At 43.4% G+C, this 16,202-nt stretch carries 14 protein-coding genes; 6 read left to right on the top strand and 8 right to left on the bottom strand.

The window, feature by feature from the left end; genetic code table 11:
* Positions 1-10: 10 nt before the first annotated feature.
* A complete protein-coding gene (locus BUB30_RS09195; protein WP_073132989.1) occupies positions 11-1,165 on the top strand; it encodes an aminopeptidase in 1,155 nt (384 codons plus the stop codon).
* Between the two features lie 601 nt (positions 1,166-1,766).
* On the opposite strand, the gene BUB30_RS09190 is transcribed toward BUB30_RS09195, so the two are convergent.
* On the bottom strand, positions 1,767-2,552 hold the full coding sequence (locus BUB30_RS09190; protein ID WP_143164826.1) for a bestrophin-like domain: 786 nt from the start codon (positions 2,550-2,552) through the stop codon (positions 1,767-1,769).
* Between the two features lie 2,514 nt (positions 2,553-5,066).
* On the opposite strand from BUB30_RS09190, the gene BUB30_RS09180 reads away from it, so the two are divergent.
* Positions 5,067-5,417 carry a tellurite resistance TerB family protein gene (locus BUB30_RS09180; protein ID WP_073132983.1) on the top strand — a complete coding sequence of 117 codons (351 nt, stop codon included), beginning with the start codon at positions 5,067-5,069 and terminating at the stop codon, positions 5,415-5,417.
* 632 nt (positions 5,418-6,049) lie between these two features.
* Here BUB30_RS09180 and BUB30_RS35940 read toward each other — a convergent pair.
* The 6 genes from BUB30_RS35940 to BUB30_RS09145 form a co-directional block, all read right to left on the bottom strand.
* Complete coding sequence (locus BUB30_RS35940) at positions 6,050-6,319, bottom strand: response regulator (protein ID WP_178377062.1); 270 nt, start codon at positions 6,317-6,319, stop codon at positions 6,050-6,052.
* Positions 6,297-6,449: a response regulator gene (locus BUB30_RS35115; RefSeq protein ID WP_178377061.1), complete on the bottom strand. Its 153-nt coding sequence runs from the start codon at positions 6,447-6,449 to the stop codon at positions 6,297-6,299. Before BUB30_RS35115 ends, BUB30_RS35940 begins: the two co-directional genes overlap by 23 nt.
* 1,176 nt (positions 6,450-7,625) lie before the next feature.
* Positions 7,626-7,871 (bottom strand): hypothetical protein, encoded by a 246-nt coding sequence (locus BUB30_RS09170; protein ID WP_073132979.1) that lies wholly within the window; start codon positions 7,869-7,871, stop codon positions 7,626-7,628.
* Between the two features lie 335 nt (positions 7,872-8,206).
* On the bottom strand, positions 8,207-8,605 hold the full coding sequence (locus BUB30_RS09165) for a cupin domain-containing protein (protein WP_073132977.1): 399 nt from the start codon (positions 8,603-8,605) through the stop codon (positions 8,207-8,209).
* A gap of 1,122 nt (positions 8,606-9,727) precedes the next feature.
* Positions 9,728-10,645, bottom strand: a complete 918-nt coding sequence (locus BUB30_RS09155; protein WP_073132973.1) for a carboxylesterase family protein — start codon at positions 10,643-10,645, stop codon at positions 9,728-9,730.
* A gap of 450 nt (positions 10,646-11,095) precedes the next feature.
* A complete protein-coding gene (locus BUB30_RS09145) occupies positions 11,096-11,488 on the bottom strand; it encodes a response regulator (RefSeq protein ID WP_073132969.1) in 393 nt (130 codons plus the stop codon).
* Positions 11,489-11,923: 435 nt separating this feature from the next.
* On the opposite strand from BUB30_RS09145, the gene BUB30_RS09135 reads away from it, so the two are divergent.
* The 3 genes from BUB30_RS09135 to BUB30_RS09125 all read left to right on the top strand — a co-directional run bounded on the left by BUB30_RS09135 (position 11,924) and on the right by BUB30_RS09125 (position 14,178).
* Positions 11,924-12,490: an RNA polymerase sigma-70 factor gene (locus tag BUB30_RS09135; protein ID WP_073132966.1), complete on the top strand. Its 567-nt coding sequence runs from the start codon at positions 11,924-11,926 to the stop codon at positions 12,488-12,490.
* 267 nt (positions 12,491-12,757) lie between these two features.
* Positions 12,758-13,846 carry a FecR family protein gene (locus BUB30_RS09130; protein WP_073132965.1) on the top strand — a complete coding sequence of 363 codons (1,089 nt, stop codon included), beginning with the start codon at positions 12,758-12,760 and terminating at the stop codon, positions 13,844-13,846.
* 8 nt (positions 13,847-13,854) lie between these two features.
* Positions 13,855-14,178 (top strand): hypothetical protein, encoded by a 324-nt coding sequence (locus tag BUB30_RS09125; RefSeq protein ID WP_073132963.1) that lies wholly within the window; start codon positions 13,855-13,857, stop codon positions 14,176-14,178.
* A gap of 264 nt (positions 14,179-14,442) precedes the next feature.
* Here the strand turns inward: BUB30_RS09125 and BUB30_RS09120 are convergent, their stop codons facing one another.
* Entirely contained in the window at positions 14,443-14,847 is a 405-nt protein-coding gene (locus BUB30_RS09120; RefSeq protein WP_084137983.1) for a response regulator, read from the bottom strand.
* A gap of 542 nt (positions 14,848-15,389) precedes the next feature.
* Between BUB30_RS09120 and BUB30_RS09115 the strand changes: the two genes are divergently transcribed.
* Positions 15,390-15,746, top strand: a complete 357-nt coding sequence (locus BUB30_RS09115; protein ID WP_073132962.1) for a hypothetical protein — start codon at positions 15,390-15,392, stop codon at positions 15,744-15,746.
* Positions 15,747-16,202: the final 456 nt, after the last annotated feature.

Below are 16,202 nucleotides of genomic sequence, written 5' to 3'. Positions count from 1 at the left end.
CCTCTTCCATATGAAACCGAAAAAGCTAATCCCGGTGGTGTTGTTCACATGTTTATCGCTCCATGTGTTCGCTCAACAAGATTGGACACCCTTGGCCAAGGAAATCGTGGAAAACGCCGGCATACAGACTGGAGAAGTGGTCGTGGTCAACGCCGGTCAACACAACATCCCGCTCCTGGAGGCTATCGTGAAGGAGAGCAATGAAAAAGGCGCGTTCACAAATGTCTTTTTTACTACCGACGAAATAGAACGTGCCCAGGCCCACGACATACACTATCAACACTTGCTGGCCACGCCCACCTATTTTGCCGAGTGGGTAAAAAATATCGACGTATGGATAGGCCTGTCGACGGTTGAAAATCCCCAGGTCATCTTCAAAGACGCCCTGGAGGTGCGCATGATGGCGCTGCGCAAAGGCGGACAGAAGCTATACGACAGCTTCAATAGATCGAAGTGCCGCGTCTATTCGGTAAACTACCCGACGGAGCAGGAAGCCACGCTGGCAAAAATGGAATTCCCCGTCTATGAGAAAATGATCTTGGACGCCATGCAGACCAACTACACGCCCATCGTCACCCAAGCGGAAGCCTTGAAGAATCTGATCAAAACATCCAAAAGCATCAAAGTGACTTCTCCCGACGGCACAAACCTCACCCTTTCAGTCGCCGGCAGACCGATCTACGTCGGCGACGGAGTTACTACCAAAGCGGACGTTGCAAACAAAACACTGTTCGAACGAATGGCATCCTTACCCGATGGGAGAGTTGCCGTTACCGCCGTTGAAACCTCCGCGAACGGAAAAGTAGTCGTGCCTCGCGACAAGTGCCGGTATGAACCGATAACGAATATCCGTTTCGATGTGACCGGCGGAAAGATGCTCAACGTGACCGCGGGCGAGGGCAAAGAATGCCTTGAAACTTCGCTCAAGGAAAACGCAGGCGATAAAATGTTTTCAGGAATCTCTATTGGATTGAATCCTGTGTTGATCGCCAACGACGACTACTGGCCTGAAAGTGGTGCGGGAATTGTTTATCTCTCCTTCGGAAACAATCAACTGGCTGGCGGAAAAAACACGAGTACGTTTTCATGGTCTTTTCCCATAACCAACGCCACCGTGGAGATTGATGGAAAAGTGGTGGTCAAGAATGGAAAGATCGTCCAGTGAACAGGTGTCTACAACAGAGAAGAAAGTTGATCACCGAATGATGAGATTTGTATATCAAAATTGCATGGTGAATGCAAAGTCTTCCTTGGTAAAAGTGAACAAGGCATTTTAACTGTAAAACCTGACCGCGATGTTAGGAGAAGAAGTCTATAGTCGTCCCTGATCAAATGCTCTCTGCTTTTTTCTTTTGCAGCATTGACAATTCCATTTGGCAACTTCTCTTAACGCGTGCAATTGTAAGTCTGGTTTGCGTTTTCTTTGCGAGCGGAAGTCCTCGTGAGATTTAAGTGCATCCAATTTGTGTCCATACGCCGATCAACGAAATCGTTGAATGCTTGTGTACTTTCTTAGCCCTAGGATCAAGTATGTATCTTTTCGCTGGGTGCATACCGGGTTATCCTGCAGCTGGCTAGCCGGGCGCATCAGCTTTTGAATTTCCGGGCATATCTCGGGTGTGACATCGTTATTCCGGAGATTGGCTAATACAATCTCCAGCGTCCCTTTGATCAGTCTCACATCCGAAACGTAATCTTGTGTGAAGGCCTTACGAAAGTATCACCCCAGTGGAGAGGAACGCTTGCCCCTGGTGGGACCGGACAGTCTAAAAAAGCTTCCGCAAATTAACAATGGTTTCCTGTCCGACATCTGGTTTGATGAAGCCCTGCATCGGCCGGGCAAGGTCGATGGTTATGTACAGGATCGTTGATGCGAGTAAGGCAAACATCGTAAGGACTATCCATTCCTTCCGTTTGATGGCTGGTGTTGTAAAGCCTCCGATTAAACAAATGGACAAAGCGAGAACAAGCAACATGATGTTGATGGGGGTAGGTACTCCTGCGCTTAGCAACGCTTCCCTTTTGATCCCGATGTCAAATAAATTTGTCAGAGCAGGTGCCATGCCACCGGCAAGACCGGTCAGAGTTGGCTTTTTGGATAGCTCAACCGTTCTTGTCCAGAGCAACGTTGCTGTTTTTGATAACGCTTCTCTGTTCTTGTTAAATTTTGCTTCGTCATTGTAATCTTCATAATACGAGATCCGCTCCTCCAGATACGATCGCAAGTCCGCTCGGTAGGCGTCCCGAATGCTATCAGGAAAAAAATCAGCTTTGAGTATAGCCGTTCTTAACATGTTCCCCTCATCAACAATGATGGCCCGCACATTGTCAAAACGTGTGCCGGACTGGCTAAACGTAAAGGCCAGTATAAAACTCCACAAACCAAACAGTGCAGCCAGCAATGAATTTACACCTCCCTGGTGGTCACCCTCTTCGGCACTCCAGAATTTCTTCCGCATTTTGTTGCCCAGCGCAAGGGAAAACAACATGAGCACAAAGAGCGCAATGCAAATCACCGAGGCATCAATCTGCGATAGTGGAGGTCTGGTCATTTTATTTTTTTGTAAGGTGATGTAGTTTGACGAGTCACAAAGGATTCAAAAAATCCCTCACCCCCAACAGCCCGCAACTTAATAATACTAGGAATTTTTATCGATAACAGCAAACAAAACTCGACAGCGACTCTCATTTCATCGCCTTCTTGGCGTGCAAATCCCTGAACAAGAAATAGCCCATCAATATCTCGACTCCATTGGACATTTCGCTACCTTGACCACATTATTTCGCGAGGGTGTCATCACCAAAATTTGTCGCATAAAGATTATTCGGACTACAATATAATTCGCTCAATTTTATAGTTCGAGATGGTCAATTTGCCGCGAAATCCATTGACCCGCACCACGAAAAAAGGTAATCACGGAGCGAAGTGGCCAACCATCACGGAATTTCCATTAGTGGCCAGCTTGGAGACGAAAAGCCGGCAATGCGGCATACCCATCTGACAATGATTGATGATCTGACACCATGCACCTGTCCGACCAAATCTTGCCCTTTGGCAAATGCAGATAGATTTTGATTAGAACCTGTTAAGGGTAAAATGTTGGCCCAGGCGCCAGCTGCCTGTCCTAATCAAAATCAGAATCCACATTTGGAACATGAAGTGCGAGCTTCGTCATAGTTAACCGAAAAAGAGATGTTCAGAGTATAGATGGATTCAGAGGATCCACGTTAATTCGATAGACAGGTTCGCAATGTCATTCAACGAGTCGCCCATGAGAAGGTATCTAACGGAAAATCACCCAAGCGGTGATCTGGATATTCTATGTGTTGATGATCTTTATATCAGGGAAAGTCGGTATTTATTCAACAGGGAGATATCATTGATGTGAGCAGTTCCGGTGCTTCGGCCATCCATCAGCGGAAAAATAGAAACAACGGTGACGTCTCGCGGAAAGTAATATAGCTCTATAGTATACTCATTAAAGTCCTGGGTGCCGTAATTTTTTTTGAGTAAACATAAAAAACGTTGGTGCCTTGCGCGTCAAAGCCTATTCGAAATCCAATCCCGTGCCCGTAACATCTTTTGTCATCACCTTCACGGTAAGCGTGAACGCTGAACCGATCGTGACATTACCTGGACTCAGATCGTATCGCCAGAAGGAAATTCCAGATCCGGCAGCATTTGCCTGTATTGAAAGCGAATGCCCGGCCGAAACAAATACCTCATGGCTAATAACACCTGCGTGATCGCAGCGACAGAATCTCTCAAAATGTCCACACGGCTTGGTCTATCGATGTGAGCCCATTGGGGTTCGGGCGTGGTCATGTCAAATAACTCGTCCAGATAGTAGGCTTTTTTATCCAATGTGCTTTCATTGTAAACCAAATGGATTCATATACATGATGCCTTGATGATCGCCGTTTGATAATTGTGTGTTGGAATGAACACGACCCAAAACGGCGTGTCCCAGTTCGTGAAACGTTAATAATTCCTTATCTATGTCGGTCCTTGAATTCCAGCAATCATCCGAATGCTTGATCTGAATATATTCGGGCCTGACGGTGCCATAACCACAATAATTTGGAGGGTCGGTTTCCGATACATATGCCATCGTAAGATTGCTGACAGCAAGCCTAATTCCTCGCGCCTGGCCTCGGCTACAAAACGATCAACATAAACAGACAAGTCGGGCTGAGGCCCATCATCTGGGAAAAGGCAACGATAAAAACAGGAATAGAGTTAGTTTATTTATACGCATCGCTCAACGGGTTCAGCATTTCAAAGTGGCATTCTTTCTTCATGGGGCACCTCGCCGGCAAGGAATACGTGCCCAGGCCTTTCCAATGGAGTAGCAATCGCTGACGGTTTTGTTTAATTTAAAGGATACTTCACATATCTACAAATGAATTAGCCGCGGAGGCGCTGTTAAGAGATAGAAAATGGATAGAGGGAAGAGGAGGAAGAGGGAGTTGTCGATAATTTTTAAAATGCTGTAATGCAGTGCGTTTGCCATCATTGCCATTTTCGGTGCACCGATTCTCCACCTGCCAGATAGTGCGATTGGAGATTCCGAGGTGGCAGACCACTTCGTTTCGTACGCCTGTGACCACGACAGTCCGTAATGCCGGACAATTCACTTCGCGAAGAACTGACCATCCTTCCTTTTGATTGTCTTGAACTTATGTCTAGCTTAAATAACTCAATCGTGATCACGCCCCGACGGAATAAGGCGGTCACCTGGGCCGGAATCTCCATTATAAGAACAGAGGTTATAAAAACGGAGAGGAGAGGAGTCGATTTGAATTTTTTAAGTCCTTTGCAGTCGACTCAATCCGTTGACCTGACGAGTTCGGTGCACCGGTTCTCCAGCTCAAAAGCGAGGGCTTGATTTAAGGGGTTGAATTCACATTCCTATGAACACTGATCTAAGGCGACGAATTGGAATCGGTGAAAGGATTACCTCCTTGTCTGGAGATTTTAATTTGGAAGTTGTCGGGATTTCATTTGGAGTTTTTGGCGGAGAATAAGTATATTTAAAACACTTCCATCCGATATCCATACTACTATGTTAGATCCCATTAAGTTAGCTCATTTCCGGAATCTCATTTCACTCAGTGCGGCAGACGGTAAGATAGAAGAGTTGGAGCGTGTTGCTCTATCAAAGATCGCCTATGAGAACGGTATTCCCCTGGATCGTGTTAACCTCATGCTCGACCGGGCGAACGAATACCAATACCTCATTCCACAGGACAATTCAGAAAAAGAGAAACAGCTCGACGACATGATCCGGCTCGCGCTAGTAGACGGAGATTTCTCTCCCGCCGAACGGGAGCTGATCAATACAGTCAGCGAGAGGCTCGGATTTTCCAAACCAGCGCTCGAAAAACTGATCGACGTCGTGTTGGCTGAAAACTAATTGCAAGGCTGGGGTATATGACGTGAAGCTGACGAGAGCTATTAGTCCATTGAGACGAGGTGGAAGTTGAAAGCGAGCTGGATGCGGGCACTACGTTCCATGTATTTTTTAAGAACTAGAGGGAGGGCACTGACCTCCGGTATAAGGTGGCTGGCCATATCTTCGTAGTATAATTCTACTACGAAATATAGTACAATTGTACTAGCTCCAAAATGTAGTAAAAGCCAAAAAGGGGCGTTCGTTCCGCCTGAACTATTCGCCCCCCCGTCTATCCGAACGTCGGTTACTTACGTTCGTGAAATTTCCTAATGTTTAATTTGTGTTTTCAAAGAATAAAATAACAAAGCGATACCAAATATCAGGCAACCGAAAAAAGCAAGACCAGTGACCAGAACGAAGCTTTTGACAAATTTCATGAGGCAGTTGGATTAGGGAGACGTTTTTAAAAAGGGCTTTCTTTCCGTCCGAATTACTCACCCCTTTTTCTCGATTACCTCGTCATACCTCTTGGATAAACGGCTTGACAAGTATGATAAGTTACAAAATTAATTCTTGATTAAATTTTCTGTGCGGTCCCCTATCTTTATTCATTGCCGGCAAGATTTGAATAAAGGGTTTCAGAAAGTGAAGTTCTAAGCCGGTTCTTCACACATCTCCAGAGCCCGTCGTAAGCTTTGCTCAGTCACAGGTTTTGAGAGGTAGTGACTCGAACCAGAACGCTTTGCTCTGTCCATGTCCCTAGGGTTCACGGAAGAGGATACAATTATAATTTTCACAAGGTCTTTACCAGGTATGTTGAGGCTTCTGAAGGCGTCCAGAAAACCAAACCCGTCCATAATGGGCATATTCAAATCCAACAGGATGATATCGGGCAACGGCCTAGCACCAAATATAGTATTCATTGAAAAGGTCGATGGCTTGTTTGCCATTCAGCGCGGTGTGAATGTCATTAACAAATCCCATGCGCTCAAGCGTCTTTGTATTTAGAAAATTGCTGATACTGTCATCGTCTACCAATAGTATACTTTTCATTCGGCTTAGTGTTTTGTTCTTAGTGGTGAAATCGAAAGGTCGAAGTCCCTTTATTTTTTCGAGAAAAAGCTCACGTTAGTCGTTAAACCTTCTTGGTTCAAACATACATCTATGAATGATCCATGTTCGCATTCTGTCGTTTAGTAGAATTTCCTTTGTAAGGAAATTGGCAAAAAATGCCCGTTTTGACAACGGCATCCCCCTTTTTTCGTATCCCTGATGAATTTTTAACTTACCCTTTTCCGCCTCGTCTCATAGTTACGGATGTTAATCAGATAAGCCTCGGTAATTAACATGATATCAGATTTCATCGAAACAAAATCCGTGTGCTTCTTCATAAATTGTGCATCCACTTTCGGAAGAATTCCATATCAGATTCGGTTGCGAAAGTTGAGTACATTATAACGGGTACGTCTCTTGATCTACTATTGCACGTATTTCAACAAGACATTCCTTGCCACCTATACCAAGCATATTACAATCAAGAAATATTACTCTGGGCAATTGATCCAATGACCACAATAATTTCAATCCATCTCTGGCGTTGTTGGCCATCAAGCATGTTATATCTAGGCTATCGCTCTTTTTGTGCTGTGATCAGCAATTCCGGATGATCTGGATCATCGTCAATTGCCAATATTATATTGCCAGTTTGAGTTTGCATACAATTTCAGGTTGACTCGATCCGAAGGTCATAAACAGGACCGACTTTTGGAATAGAACGTTTAAGGTCAGGGTTGCATCATTTAAGAGGTGGGGATCGGCTTACTTGTACGCACTAGTGCATACTTAATAATCGGAATGTGGAGAAAAATCCACACTTTAAATAGTCGAGATATGCATTAATAGTTCGTGAGCCTTCTGTATTGCCTTTTGCTTTGCCCGGTCGGGGAATTAGCGCACCGATTTCGCACCCCATTCGTAATCTCAAGAAGCAGTTACTATCGCGACAACTTTAAGGACAAATCTTTGTCTTCGATTTTGGAAATGTAGTTCCCGATAGGTGAAGCGTTCATTCAACTAGCAGTTCCATATTCGTTTTGTGGACGTAAAGCATTAGTTGCTACGTATAGCCAAATGAAATAATTTTCGGTTACAAGTCATGTAGCGCATGGCATTGATGTTATAAACAACATGTTGCAGATAACCAACACCTGCACCCGTTCCCAAACAGACTTACAAGGAACGGAAAGAAACTATATGGTAGGGGTGAAAAACCTCTTCAAGGACAAGACCCATTTGCTTTATCTCTAGGTCTACCCTACCTCTATCAGTTTCGTCAAACTCGTAAATGATGCGGTTGCGCCGTCTGTTTGTTTCGGTCGGTACGGGTTCTTTGCTTTTGGCGATCATTTCAAAATATGCCTTCGTCCCCCCACGAAGGTCCATTTCAAAAAAGCGATACTTGAATGTGTTCACCATGATCGGTTCGTTTTTACAAAGGTATGAACATTCCAAAGTGAAAAACAAAACAGCCTATCCTGCTTGAATTGGCTGTTTTTTCTATACGAACAGTACAAACTTTGATAAGGTTTTGAGTAAAAAAATAACCACCCCCAGAAAATAAAAGGTGGTGGAGTCCATTCGGAGTATCTAATGAAAACTTGAATCTAAAGAGTCGATCACTTTCATAATGATTGAACAGTTAAGGCTATATGCGTTCCGTAATTGGGTCCGTTTGAATTTCCGAGTTTTTTGACAACCGGATATCTTGTAGTACGGCTAATCTCGCTATTCATGCGATCGCACTCGAAAAACTACTCGGCTACATTCTCGTCAAATGGATTTCGAAAATCTTCGCATCCACTTTTGATAACAGTTGCTGTCATCTTAAATCGATCTATCGCTCCTATTGTGATTTTATGATGCGCCGGTATAACAATAAACTCTCCCGCTGTAGGTAAATGAGATATTCCATTAATGACTATTTGTGCCTTACCATCAATTATCTGGATAAAGATATCAAACGGGGGAGTTAATTTTGTGATAGCTTCTCCCGAATAGGAAATCGCGCTTATAAATCCGGTTGCCTTTCGAATAATCGTCTTGATCTGCACTGAATTAGGAATGTATTCAACAGTTTCAGCGATATTGAATACCGTCGATTTTTCAATTTCTGATTTTATACTTGAAAATAAGTCGAGCGCGAAGTCCATTTGTTATTGTGAAACGTCCCAGTAAAACGGTGCGATGTCTTGTAGATGGGAGACCAATTTCTTCCTGCGTAAGTCCGTGCAGAAATTTTGGCAAGCAGCAACCCCAGTTGTCACGGTTATAAGTTCGCCAAAATTTCTCGCTTTTCCGAAGCACCGGCTGAGTTATTCCTAGGAGATTTTCTTAGACCTATAAATCATAGCCGAGTGAGGCTAGCACCTAAAAATTGAAGATTCCATTTGACCTGATTTAAGGGCTCTTCATCACCTTTTCCTCATTTTTTCAGATTGGGAACTACCCCGATTTGTGACAGATCATTTTGCCCCACCTTTAGATCACTACCCCAGACACTGTTCAACGTTGTCGTGAGGATGACCTAAAAAACGAAGTGAAGCTGGTCAACACTTTCGGATCTTTATGCGTAGCCGGGCGCGAGGCACAGCAAGATCAGGAGACTGAAACGAATAGCGACAAAACGGCCAGTAGATTGGAAACTCTGTGATGGTTGACCACTTCGTTCCGTTAGTCCGTGATCACCTTTCTTCGCGATGCGGGTCAACTGGTTTCGCGACAAATTGACCATCTCCCAAGTTGAAATTGTGGAGTAATTTTAATGTTGAATAATCACCATGAAATAACTTTTGATGATCATCCCGCCGGGAAATAAGGTGGTCAAGGGGGATGGAAATTTCCAGGCAGGGGATAGTTTATGGCTAATGCATGAAGCAGGTATTTCAGACAAAAAAAAATTGCTTATTTATAACTAGTAGAAGAACGGAAAATGAGACAGAGCGAGAAGGAGTTGTTCTTCTTTTCTAAGATTTTAAGCACTAATTGGTTCCGGGGCCGACCAGGAATTGGTGCACCGATTCTCCACCTTACTTCCAATGCGAAAGTCCCTAATGATCAAACCAAAGTCGCTAACTTTATCCGCCAACTACGACCCATCAAAGCAAAGATGAAGATCACGACTTGACAAAATGATCGGCAGCCGGTTGTTGGGCCGTTAAATGCGACCAGTCGGTAAATGAGAAACCCAAGGAGGCCACGCCGTGACGTCACTTAGGGTTCCATTCAATAATTCTCTCATTAAGGTTTACAATGCCTTTGGTTTTTTCATCACGCTAATGTTTTCCCTTGGCGTATTGATACATCCAGGTATAGATGTCCATCGAGAAAGGATCGACAGCGGGATCTTCATGGCCCATGCCTGTACCCGTATAGGTCATTTCTGCGCAGAAATGTCCCATACCAGGGTATAAGGTCAGCTTCGCGCGAACCGACGGGTTCAATGCGTTAATGGCGGACACCAGTTCCTTCGGAAATTCCGGGGAAGCGACATCGTCTATCTCGCCATGGAATAGCCACAGCGGAACTTTGGCTGTGCGTTGGGTAAATAATTCGTTCATTACACCGGTTGCACCAATTGGCACGGCGGCGGCAATCTGATTGTCGTCGAACGAGTTCAATTGATCGAGCGTAGCGTTGCCACCCATGCTGATACCGGTGAGGTAAATGCGCGTGGTATCGACGCGATACGTTGTGCTAGCAAAACGAATGAACGCACGAACATGTTCGCGATCCCACCATCCTTCGTGACACTGTGGCGAAATTACAACCATGGGATGCGAAGGCGCCCAGTGTTTTTCGGCAATCATTTTTGGCGGACCGTACGTCAATACATAATCGAGTTCGAATGGCGACGACTGGCTGTTACCGCCTTCACCGGAGCCATGTAAGTAGATCAGCAGCGGGTATTTCACCGTATCGGTTGCATAAGCTTCTGGTGTGTACACCCAGTATCCGAACGGTGCGGCATCAGTACCAAGCGGCATCGGCGTTTGTGTGCCCTTATCGTTGGTTACCGGAAGTTGCGTGGTGTCTCCGGGCGTCTTCGTAGTATCGCCCGGGGTGTTTGGATTGGACGGATCTGGGTTGGGATTTACTGGCTGCACTGAATCCTTAGAGCATCCCAAAGCGATCAGCCCAATCGCCAACAAAATGAAGAATTTTTTTTCATAGTGAAGGTCAATTATGGTCATTAATCCAACGGGGAGCCACAAACAACATACCGCCAAATGCACCCGCAGTGGCGGTATAGGTGACCTCTAAAATTTGGCTAAAAAAGGATCTTTTTTCAGGTAGCTGGGTAAAAAACTATACGGTCTCGCAAGACGCAGTGCGTAAAAAAGCCCAAATGGAACTAAATATTTCCACAGATTCCCAACCCCTTGCGATGGTTATTTCATGTATTTTTTCATACAAGACAACCGTCTTCTGGCACGCACAAATCAGCCACTTGCCTCGCACATTCCTAAGATTTGCGTTGGAAAGCAGAAGATTAATAGGAACACGTTTTGATAGTTTGAGCGATATGCCCATAAGCCCAAGGTTACCGCTAAAAGCCATGCAAGAAGTGTAATCAATAATCGGCATCTGGTTGCAACTCTAGATTATTTCTTCAAATCCCTGACACACTAAGGCATGACATCCTATTTATTGTCCTGAAATAGTGACTTTGCTAATGGTATGGTTAGAGGTTTTTCAACATAACCATTAATTCCTAATTTTATGGCGCGCTCGCGGTCACGATAGTCAATAGATGACGAAAGAATAATGATTTTCATTAACAGGTGATCAATTGAGGGATGAGCCTTAATTTCATCAACGAATTGAAAACCATCCATTATAGGCATATTGATGTCAAGGAGTATTAAATCCGGTAGTGGCTGTTTGGCACTTATGAGATTTTCCAAAAAATGAATCGCCTCTAAACCGTTGGATACCGAATATATATTTCCATGGAAGCCGGTTTTCTCAAGAATCTTGCTGTTCAGCATATTGAAGACATCGTCGTCATCAACCAGTAACACATTCCTCTTCATTAAAGACTTCTTGTTAAAAATGGTAAAGCGTGTTCTTCTATTTCGAATGCCGTGAACCAATGATAATGGAAATTACCCATCCCAATTCCTGGAAAGTTTCTTTATTCACCACGGTCTTTTTTGCGGGCAAGCCCCCAAGGGTTTTGAAGCTGCAGGTCACAAAAAAATGGGACACCAAACTTATTGTGGAAGCACCGGTTAAGAACCCCGCGAAATTTCCTGTGAGCTGTTCGAATATGTATTTAAGAGTCGTTTTTATGCTAATATTTTTCATGTAAAGGAGTCGCTCACTGATCTGTCGGAAAATCAGAAGTCAGCTGTAGAGCACACCAAAAGGGTCCTACCCCTAATCCCGTACAAAAAAACTTTTAAACTATTTCTTGCGAAACGACTTTTACTGATAAATGCTATCTTTTGGACGCTTTCAGAACCTCTATGGAAGATCAGTTTAAGCCAAAATTTGATGCCCTTTTTATGAAGCACCATAAAGAGCTCATAAGGCTATCCAATAACATTGTCAGGGATCGGGACGCCGCAGAAGATATTGTGCAGGAAGTATTTGTGAAGCTGTGGAGAAACAAGGATTCTGTACATTTTGGTGAGCAGATCAAGCACTATCTCTCAAAGGCTACCGCCCATACATCCCTTAACCATATACGGTCCCACCGCAAGTACTACCGGCTGGATGACTTTGAGCAAGTAAAAAACCTAACTTCCCAATCTGGGACGGAATCAGTTGATTATACCGAACTTGAGCTAAGATCACGCCAGGCAATAGACCGGCTACCTCCTCAGTGTAAGACTATTTTTGTTTTAAGCCGACACGAAGGCCTTAAATACCAGGAAATAGCGGATAACCTTGGACTGTCTGTTAAAACGGTTGAAAGCCAAATGGGTATTGCTCTTGAAAAACTAAGAAATGACCTTAAACCATTCCTGTCACCTGAATTTATTCTTATCCTCCTTGCCCTTGCTGCATTATTGGCGAAGTTTTTTCTCTAAAAACTAACGGACAGTTAGGGGTAAGTCCTGCCCAGTGGTGCTATACTGCTATAACAATACCAATGTGGTACCTCACATTTTATGCTTATGAAAAAACTATTATGCATCCTTGTGGTTTTGATTTCATTTCTAGCATCGTCATGTTCACAATACACTTGCCCCGCCTATGCGAAGCTTAGCCCGCATAAGGAAGTAAAAATGGCGAATCACGACCAGCGAAACTCAACTAAATTATAGATGAGTATAGTTGTTTAATAACTCGTGTGAATGGCAATAGATAAGAAATCGTATTCGCTGTTAGCTTCCTATCTTAGTGGAAACATTTCGACCGCTGAAAGGGCCATTGTTGAAAAATGGATCGATGAGTCCCTAGAAAATAAGCAGGTATTCGAGGAGGCTCAAAAAATTTGGCTCAGCACCAGTGTTGTGTTACCGTATAAGGACATTGACAGCGCACAGTTGTTGCGTAACCTTCACAGCCGTATCGTTGAAAAACAACGCCTCCTTGAGAAAGTTGTCTACATGATACGTCCCCACAAATTATACTGGCGAATTGCAGCCGGTGTGAGTTTACTCATGATTTCCTATTTTGTAATCCGGTGGGCTACACGTGAAAATTTTATCATTGAATCAGGAAACCAGGTAGCCACTATCTATCTTCCAGACAGCACCAAAGTTTGGCTAAATGTAGACAGCCGCCTCACCTATCCTAGAAAATTCGATGTCCGAAAAGTGGAACTTCAGGGAGAGGCATTTTTTTCCGTCCGAAAAAATACTTCCGACTTTACAATATCAACTACCAATACACTCACCAAAGTATTGGGCACATCATTCAACGTAAAGGAACAAGGGGATTCTTTAGTAACGCTGACGGTAGCGAAGGGTACAGTAAAGTTTTCCACTAAGCATTCCGAAAGCGACGAATCCATGTTTGTGAAGGCGAACCAGATGGCGGTATTTGAACCTCAATCAAAGCTTCAAAAAAAACAAAATAATGACCCATCCTTTGCTGAATGGAGAGAACAGAATAATCCTGCCTTTCTAGGAGAGAAAAGTAAACCGGCACTTTTCTTAAGCAATGCCTATACATGGCGAAAAAACCGAATAAATCAATCTGTAATTGATGGAACACTAACGAATAAAGCGAGCCTGGCGGCCTATAAAAACGTTGTATTTGAAGTCAATTATATCAAGCATGATGGGACTGCTGTAACTGTCAATATTACCATAACCGATACCATCTATCCTGGTAATCGATTGTCATATAGACGAAGGCTGCTGGATATATTTTCAGAGACTCAATCTGTTGTTGTCACACTAAAATCCGCAGAAGTAACAAGTACAAATTCCTATTAAATCAAACTATGATGCCGGGCAAAAATGATATTTTACAAACCGATATTGAAACTATTCTATCAATCGGAGAAAAAATTATTCAATACCATACTTTGCTTGGCGTCAAGAGTCCTTTAGATAACGTTGTTATAGCCGATCTCAATGCAAAACTTTCAATTGCTAAACATAAGCATGAGGAAGGTGCTAAGTACAAGAAACTAATGGAAGAAGCCTGGCGGGAGCGTGACTATTATTATCTGGGTATTCAAGACAAGAGCATTAGGAATACTTTGATGGCTATAAGCAGCATTCTTAAAAAAGATAGTTGGAATACTGCGGAGTGGGGACTTTAAAGAAAACAAAACCTGAGACGCTCGCTTAAATATTTGTTGCCACCTCTGCGCAAGGAAAAACGTTAAGAGACTTTGATTGACGAAGTCCTGAGATTCTTCAATCCTGTAGCCGGGAATCGGAGCAGAACCACGAAAATCCCTTGACCTTTAAAAGACTGAGTAATAGAGAAGGGTGTTTCTATAAGTGGTCTTATATTAAATGGCCTTAACTGATGGGGGCGCAAGGATTGAAATGCACGAAGCTTTTTAGAATAAGCTCTCAACTTACAAAAACCTTTCCCTGCTTCTTATTTCTGACAGGATGTTACTTAGCTCCTGTATCATATTGGCATAGCCAACTTGTTTAATAAAAATTTTCGCACCAAGAGCTTTACAGAATGCCATGTCCTCTTCAGGAAAAGTCGTTGAATGCATCACTACCGGGACGTCCCTAAGCAACGGGTCTTCTTTTAACGCCGTAAGACACAGCTTTCCATCCATGAAAGGCATGTTGAAATCCAAAAAAATTATGTCCGGACCTATGCCATTGTCTGTCAACTGCTGCAATGCGTCCCTTCCATCATTTGCTACGACTAATCGGCAACTATCATCCACTTCGAACAAAGCATCTTTGAACAGATCAATGTCGTCCGGATCGTCGTCTACCACCATGATTGTCAACTGCTTCATAGCTTAAAAATGGAAAGTGAATCTAAAAAAGGTTTCTAATTGAAAGTTGGGTGCCAGTAAAATATCGGTAAAACCTCGGAAATAGGGCAATTGTATAAAGACGGGTTAGTGGCAATCTGATTCCTTTCGCGACGCTAAAGCAGAAACCTTGGAGCTGGGTGTCCAAGGTTTCTGAAAAAGATTAATGCTCAACTTAGACAATTGTCAAAGACCAAAACATTGCCGTTTCTCCGATCGTGGATCTCGGGCACTTGCAAATATTGAGGTCTCGGACTTGTCAGTCAAATTGCGTGCCTCACCGATGAATATTTAAGAAATTTTATGCCGTGTTTTACGGGCAGTTTGAGTTCGCTCCAATCTCCCCAGAACACTTCCTGTCACAAATGTGAAGCCCCACAACATCACGACTTCACTAGTATCGTGTAACGCATTTTTTTAATTTTTTTTTTTGACTATACAGGTTAAACCAATATAATTGGTACGTTTTTTAACCACGAGTAATAGGGAGCCCTTTTAACCTATTACTTTCTTTAGTTTCAATCATGGACAAAAGCCTCGAATTTTGTGAAGAGCCTGCCCAGGTGTTTTCATATCTTTTTGCCAGCAAGGTGAATAACTCTATGATTGGCGTCAACTCCGAGAAGCTCGACCCCCCAACCTGCATAGCAGTTGTCAAGGAGATTGTACTGGACGGTCACAACTTATTTGTTTTACTGAGTCCCTTTGACACGAGCGGGCAAATACTTAACTGCACCCTACTAAGATTGTCCGACATACAGGGCGTACTACCCTTTACTTCGAAATTTATAAATCCATTTCTTAAAAAAATTGAAGGCACGGATTCTTGGCTGCAGCAGCTTTACTTTTCCATGTTCCCGGATGAATCAAATCCAACTTAATACATAGCGTATTCTCCACATTTAAAGGAACCACCATTAGGTGTGTATTTTTTTCCACGCCATGTGGATTTCTGTTCCTAAATCCACAATCTAGCAATTGATTTTATGATCGATTATCTTAAAAGATAAGGTAAATTATTGTTATGAAAGCGAATGCGGGGTTGGCTATCATTTCGTTAGTCACAGCGAGTGTATTTACCTTATGTTCTTTAGAATCATTCTCAATAAGTCTCGCCATTTTATCGTCGGGGATGACGTCCAATAATAACTAATGCCCTACCGTCCGGCGGGGCAGTGCTTTACTACCCGGATTTATTATTAACTTTTATTTTGAGAAAGATTGGGGGAACTCATCAGGTTATGTGCTATTAGGTAAACTACAATTCGCAAAATGGTCCTGGATAAAATCAAATCGGTAGTATTGGTGTCATTTCTTATAGCGATTTGCAACCAGGG

It is taken from the genome of Chryseolinea serpens (genome assembly GCF_900129725.1).
In the GTDB taxonomy this organism is placed as follows: domain Bacteria; phylum Bacteroidota; class Bacteroidia; order Cytophagales; family Cyclobacteriaceae; genus Chryseolinea; species Chryseolinea serpens.
This window is presented reverse-complemented; position numbering and strand designations above follow the sequence as displayed.

What these genes read in the sequence shown, in the direction of transcription:
- BUB30_RS35940 (WP_178377062.1), bottom strand. Translation starts at nt 6,319, where the DNA reads ATGAATACTATATTTGGTGCTAGGCCGTTGCCCGATATCATCCTGTTG.
- BUB30_RS09135 (WP_073132966.1), top strand. Translation starts at nt 11,924, where the DNA reads ATGGAAGATCAGTTTAAGCCAAAATTTGATGCCCTTTTTATGAAGCAC.
- BUB30_RS09195 (WP_073132989.1), top strand. Translation starts at nt 11, where the DNA reads ATGAAACCGAAAAAGCTAATCCCGGTGGTGTTGTTCACATGTTTATCG.
- BUB30_RS35115 (WP_178377061.1), bottom strand. Translation starts at nt 6,449, where the DNA reads ATGAAAAGTATACTATTGGTAGACGATGACAGTATCAGCAATTTTCTA.
- BUB30_RS09120 (WP_084137983.1), bottom strand. Translation starts at nt 14,847, where the DNA reads ATGAAGCAGTTGACAATCATGGTGGTAGACGACGATCCGGACGACATT.
- BUB30_RS09155 (WP_073132973.1), bottom strand. Translation starts at nt 10,645, where the DNA reads ATGACCATAATTGACCTTCACTATGAAAAAAAATTCTTCATTTTGTTG.
- BUB30_RS09115 (WP_073132962.1), top strand. Translation starts at nt 15,390, where the DNA reads ATGGACAAAAGCCTCGAATTTTGTGAAGAGCCTGCCCAGGTGTTTTCA.
- BUB30_RS09130 (WP_073132965.1), top strand. Translation starts at nt 12,758, where the DNA reads ATGGCAATAGATAAGAAATCGTATTCGCTGTTAGCTTCCTATCTTAGT.
- BUB30_RS09145 (WP_073132969.1), bottom strand. Translation starts at nt 11,488, where the DNA reads ATGAAGAGGAATGTGTTACTGGTTGATGACGACGATGTCTTCAATATG.
- BUB30_RS09170 (WP_073132979.1), bottom strand. Translation starts at nt 7,871, where the DNA reads ATGGTGAACACATTCAAGTATCGCTTTTTTGAAATGGACCTTCGTGGG.
- BUB30_RS09180 (WP_073132983.1), top strand. Translation starts at nt 5,067, where the DNA reads ATGTTAGATCCCATTAAGTTAGCTCATTTCCGGAATCTCATTTCACTC.
- BUB30_RS09165 (WP_073132977.1), bottom strand. Translation starts at nt 8,605, where the DNA reads ATGGACTTCGCGCTCGACTTATTTTCAAGTATAAAATCAGAAATTGAA.
- BUB30_RS09190 (WP_143164826.1), bottom strand. Translation starts at nt 2,552, where the DNA reads ATGACCAGACCTCCACTATCGCAGATTGATGCCTCGGTGATTTGCATT.
- BUB30_RS09125 (WP_073132963.1), top strand. Translation starts at nt 13,855, where the DNA reads ATGATGCCGGGCAAAAATGATATTTTACAAACCGATATTGAAACTATT.